The organism is Raoultella sp. (assembly GCF_039594335.1).
Lineage (GTDB): Bacteria > Pseudomonadota > Gammaproteobacteria > Enterobacterales > Enterobacteriaceae > Klebsiella.
In genome coordinates, this window is the sequence record NZ_JBCNNS010000204.1 from 1 (window position 1) to 5,395 (window position 5,395).

Genomic DNA, 5,395 nt, shown 5'->3' on the forward strand with positions numbered 1-5,395 from the left:
GCGGCGGCTTCAATGGTTTTCACCGCGGTGATCGGCGCCGGGTAATGTTTCCCGGCCGTTTGCGCGACCATGCCTTTGGCAATCGTGAAGCTCATGGTAGCTTCAATTTTGCTGAGCTTCAGCGGCTCTAGTTTCGGCTGACGTTTTGCTTTCCAGTCCAGATCGCCATTAATCGCCTGACGCAGGATCGCCAGCGCGCCGTCACGCAGTTTTTCCGCTGCGACCACACCATCCACCAGGCCGATTTTCAGCGCCTGATCGGCGCCGACGTCTTTCCCGGCGGCAATAATTTCCAGCGCGCTATCGGCGCCGAGCAAGCGTGGCAGACGCACAGAACCGCCGAAGCCCGGCATAATGCCAAGCTTGGTTTCCGGCAGACCGATACGCAGATCCGGCGTCGCCAGGCGGTAATCGGTCGCCAGGACGCATTCACAACCGCCGCCCAGCGCGTAACCATTGACGGCAGAGATCGTCGGGACGGGAAGATCTTCCAGGCGATTGAAAACGCTGTTAGCAAAATGCAACCACTGGCTTAACTGCTCCTCAGGGACCAGGAACAGCGAGAGGAATTCGGTGATATCCGCGCCGACGATAAACGCCGCTTTTTCAGAGCGCAGCAGCAGACCTTTGAGATCGTTTTGTTTTTCCAGTACGTCCAGCGCGTGACCGAGGCTGGCTACGGTTGCGGTATCAAGCTTGTTGACCGAACCTGGGGCATCGAACACCAGTTCGGCGATGCCATCTTCCAGCCAGTCGAGGTACAGGGTGTCGCCTTTGTAGAGCATGTCAGTCTCCTGAATCCAGCAATATGATCTGGTCATACCAGATGAAACGGAGTGTGGAATTTATGTTAAAGAATTGCAAATTACTCTTTAAATAATTGCTGGTCGGATCACATCCGGCGGAAATCACCCGCACGCAGGGTGATGTGCTAAGATGCGGAGTATCACGATCCCATAAAAGCAAAGGATGAAAGATGGAATCCCTGTCCGCGCTCTATAAAAATCATATTGTTACCCTACAAGAACGTACCCGCGACGTGCTGGCCCGTTTTCAGATGGATGCGCTGCTGATTCACTCCGGTGAGCTGGTTAACGTCTTCCTTGACGACCACCCGTACCCGTTCAAGGTCAATCCGCAGTTCAAAGCCTGGGTGCCAGTGACGCAGGTGCCTAACTGCTGGCTGCTGGTGGATGGCGTTAACAAACCGAAGCTGTGGTTCTATCTGCCGGTCGATTACTGGCACAACGTCGAGCCGCTACCGACCGCATTCTGGACCGAAGAAGTTGACGTCATTGCTCTGCCGAAGGCCGATGGCATCGGCAGCCAGCTACCTGCCGCTCGCGGTAATATCGGTTATATTGGGCCGGTACCGGAGCGCGCGCTGGGGCTGGGTATCGCTGCGGATAAGATCAACCCGAAAGGGGTTATCGATTACCTGCACTACTATCGGGCTTACAAAACGGATTACGAGCTGGCCTGTATGCGTGAAGCGCAGAAATCGGCGGTCAATGGTCATCGCGCGGCCTATGAAGCTTTCCAGTCCGGGATGAGCGAATTCGATATCAACCAGGCCTATCTCACCGCCACTGGTCACCGCGATACCGACGTGCCTTACAGCAACATTGTCGCGCTGAATGAGCATGCCTCCGTCCTGCACTACACCAAACTGGATCATCGCGCCCCGGCGGAGATGCGCAGCTTCCTGCTCGACGCTGGCGCAGAATATAACGGCTATGCCGCGGATCTGACGCGAACCTGGGCGGCGCACGGCGACAACGACTTTGCCCATCTGATCAAAGACGTTAATGACGAGCAGCTGGCGCTGATTAGCACCATGAAGGCCGGGACTCGTTATGTTGATTACCATATCCAGTTCCATCAGCGCATCGCAAAGCTACTGCGTAAACACCAGTTGGTTACCGACATAAGCGAAGAGGCGATGGTGGAGAATGACCTGACCGGGCCGTTTATGCCGCACGGGATTGGCCATCCGCTGGGTCTGCAGGTGCATGATGTCGCTGGCTTTATGCAGGATGACACCGGTACGCATTTGGCGGCGCCGTCGAAATACCCGTATCTGCGCTGCACCCGTATTATCGAGCCGCGCATGGTGCTGACTATTGAACCCGGCATCTACTTCATCGAGTCGTTACTGGCGCCGTGGCGTGAAGGCCCGTTCAGCAAGCACTTCAACTGGCAGAAAATTGACGCCATGAAGCCGTTTGGCGGGATCCGTATCGAAGATAACGTGGTGGTTCACGAAAACAGCATTGAAAATATGACGCGCGATCTGAAGCTGGCGTAATGGAAAGCTGGTTAATCCCGGCGGCGCCGGTTACCGTCGTTGAGGAGATTAAAAAAAGCCGTTTTATCACGCTGTTGGCGCATACCGACGGCGTGGCGGCGGCAAAAGCGTTTGTCGAGTCCGTCAGAGCGGATCACCCTGATGCCCGCCACCACTGCGTGGCGTGGGTCGCCGGGCCGCCTGATGATTCGCAACAGCTGGGGTTTTCTGACGATGGCGAACCGGCGGGGACGGCGGGTAAACCGATGCTGGCGCAACTGATGGGGTGCGGCGTGGGTGAGATAACCGCTGTCGTCGTGCGCTACTACGGTGGTATCCTGCTGGGCACTGGCGGCCTGGTGAAAGCCTATGGCGGCGGTGTTCATCAGGCGCTGGCGCAGCTGACGACGCAGCGCAAGACACCGTTAACAGCATATACTTTGCAATGTGAGTATGGGCAACTGGCCGGTATCGAAGCGCTGCTCGCCCAATTCTCCGGGAAGGTAGTCGAAAGCGAATATCTGGCGTCGGTTCGGCTGCGCGTGGCGCTTCCCCGGGCCGAAGTGGCGGCTTTTTCAGCAAAACTGGCTGATTTTAGTCGCGGTTCATTGCAATTACTGAAGATTGACGAATAATCCCCTCTGTTTTTTTGCCTATCAAAGGAAGCGCCAGAGATGCATTTTCGCGCCATAACCCGAATCGTTGGACTGTTGGTCATCTTATTTTCGGGGACGATGATCGTTCCGGGATTAGTGGCCCTGATATATCGCGATGGCGCGGGGCGGGCCTTCACGCAAACCTTTTTTGTTGCGCTGGCGATTGGCTCCATGCTGTGGTGGCCGCATCGTAAACAAAAAGGCGAACTGAAATCCCGCGAAGGGTTTCTGATTGTGGTGCTGTTCTGGACCGTGCTGGGGAGCGTGGGGGCCTTGCCCTTTATTTTCGCCGAGCAGCCGAACCTGACGGTGACCGATGCCTTCTTCGAGTCATTTTCCGGCCTGACGACGACCGGAGCGACCACCCTGGTGGGTTTGGACTCATTACCTCATGCAATCCTCTTTTACCGGCAGATGCTGCAATGGTTCGGCGGCATGGGGATCATTGTGCTGGCGGTGGCGATTCTGCCTATCCTCGGCGTCGGGGGGATGCAGCTCTACCGCGCGGAAATGCCCGGTCCGTTGAAAGACAACAAAATGCGCCCGCGTATCGCCGAGACGGCGAAGACGCTGTGGCTTATCTATGTGTTATTGACGATAGCCTGCGCATTGGCGCTCTGGTTTGCCGGTATGCCGGCGTTCGATGCGATTGGGCACAGCTTTGCCACTATCGCCATCGGCGGTTTCTCGACTCACGATGCCAGCGTCGGCTATTTCAATAGCCCGATGATTAACTCTATCATCGCGATCTTTTTGCTGATCTCTGGCTGTAACTACGGTCTGCATTTTTCGTTATTGAGCGGACGCAGCCTGAAGGTGTACTGGCGCGACCCAGAATTTCGCATGTTCATTGGCGTCCAGTTGACGCTGGTCATCATCTGTACGCTGGTGCTATGGCTTCATAACGTGTATGGGTCGGTGCTGACGACGCTGAATCAGGCATTTTTCCAGGTGGTGTCGATGGCGACCACCGCGGGATTCACTACCGATAGCATTGCGCGCTGGCCGCTATTCCTGCCGGTGTTGCTGCTCTGCTCCGCATTTATCGGCGGCTGTGCCGGTTCCACGGGCGGTGGCTTAAAGGTGATCCGTATCCTGTTGCTGTTTAAGCAGGGCAACCGTGAGCTTAAGCGTCTGGTACACCCGAATGCGGTTTATAGCATCAAGTTAGGTAACCGCGCCTTGCCGGAACGTATTCTTGAAGCCGTGTGGGGGTTCTTCTCCGCCTATGCGCTGGTCTTTATCATTAGTATGTTGGCTATTATCGCCACCGGGGTGGATGATTTCTCTGCCTTCGCCTCCGTGGTGGCGACGTTGAACAACCTCGGGCCTGGGCTTGGCGTTGTCGCGGACAACTTTGCCACTATGAACCCGGTCGCGAAATGGATCCTGATTGCTAATATGCTGTTTGGTCGTCTGGAAGTGTTCACCTTACTGGTGCTCTTTACTCCCACTTTCTGGCGCGAATAACAGGAGTGCTCGTGAAAACTTTAATACTCTTCTCCACCCGCGACGGGCAGACCCGTGAAATCGCTTCGTTTCTGGCCTCCGAGCTGAAAGAGCTGGGCATCGACGCGGACACCTTGAACCTGAACCGTACCGATGTCGTCGAATGGCATCACTACGATCGGGTGGTCATCGGCGCGTCGATTCGCTACGGGCACTTTCATCCGGCGGTGGACCGCTTTGTGAAAAAGCATCTGGCATCATTGCAGGCGCTGCCGGGAGCATTCTTCTCTGTTAACCTGGTGGCGCGTAAACCCGAGAAGCGCACGCCGCAGACCAACAGCTATACGCGTAAGTTTCTGCTGAACTCGCCGTGGCAGCCGCAGAGCTGCGCGGTATTTGCCGGCGCGCTGCGCTACCCGCGCTACAGCTGGTACGATCGGTTTATGATCCGCCTGATTATGAAAATGACCGGGGGGGAAACGGATACCCGCAAAGAAGTGGTCTATACCGACTGGCAACAGGTATCCCGGTTTGCTCGGGAAATCGCACAAATGGCGCGCAAATAGCGCGTAAAACTCGCGTTGTGATGGAAAATCGAGCGAACGAAAAGTTTTTTTGAATTTCCCCTTGTCACCTCAGAATTACTCCCTATAATGCGCCTCCACTGACACGGAACAACGGCAAGCAAGCCGCCGGGTCAGCGGGGTTCCGGTGAGAACCTCGCAGAGAAAAGCAAAAATAAATGCTTGACTCTGAAGCGGGAAAGCGTAATATGCAGACCCCGCGCCGCAGCGAAAAACGAAGCGGCACTGCTCTTTAACAATTTATCAGACAATCTGTGTGGGCACTCAAAGTGACATGGATTCTTAACGTCCTCGGACGAAAAATGAATACCAAGTCTCTGAGTGAACATGCGTAATTCATTACGAAGTTTAATTCACGAGCATCAAACTTAAATTGAAGAGTTTGATCATGGCTCAGATTGAACGCTGGCGGCAGGCCT

The 5,395-nt window shown here is 55.4% G+C and carries 5 protein-coding genes; 4 read left to right on the top strand and 1 reads right to left on the bottom strand.

The features are described 5' to 3' along the window. Nucleotides 1-785 (bottom strand): enoyl-CoA hydratase-related protein (locus ACZAHD_RS21330; RefSeq protein ID WP_462458537.1); only part of this gene is annotated, 785 nt, incomplete at its 3' end. A 191-nt stretch (nt 786-976) separates the two neighbouring features. Here ACZAHD_RS21330 and pepQ point away from each other — a divergent pair. The 4 genes from pepQ to hemG are packed head-to-tail and all read left to right on the top strand — an operon-like array spanning nt 977 to nt 4,958. Next, nucleotides 977-2,308 (top strand): Xaa-Pro dipeptidase, encoded by a 1,332-nt coding sequence (pepQ, locus tag ACZAHD_RS21335; RefSeq protein WP_012969182.1) that lies wholly within the window; start codon nt 977-979, stop codon nt 2,306-2,308. Continuing rightward, nucleotides 2,308-2,922 (top strand): IMPACT family protein, encoded by a 615-nt coding sequence (locus ACZAHD_RS21340; RefSeq protein WP_008807924.1) that lies wholly within the window; start codon nt 2,308-2,310, stop codon nt 2,920-2,922. Before pepQ ends, ACZAHD_RS21340 begins: the two co-directional genes overlap by 1 nt. A gap of 39 nt (nt 2,923-2,961) precedes the next feature. Then, a complete protein-coding gene (gene trkH, locus ACZAHD_RS21345; protein ID WP_115656478.1) occupies nt 2,962-4,413 on the top strand; it encodes a Trk system potassium transporter TrkH in 1,452 nt (483 codons plus the stop codon). A gap of 11 nt (nt 4,414-4,424) precedes the next feature. Continuing rightward, a complete protein-coding gene (hemG, locus tag ACZAHD_RS21350) occupies nt 4,425-4,958 on the top strand; it encodes a menaquinone-dependent protoporphyrinogen IX dehydrogenase (RefSeq protein ID WP_012543216.1) in 534 nt (177 codons plus the stop codon). Nucleotides 4,959-5,395 lie beyond the last annotated feature (437 nt).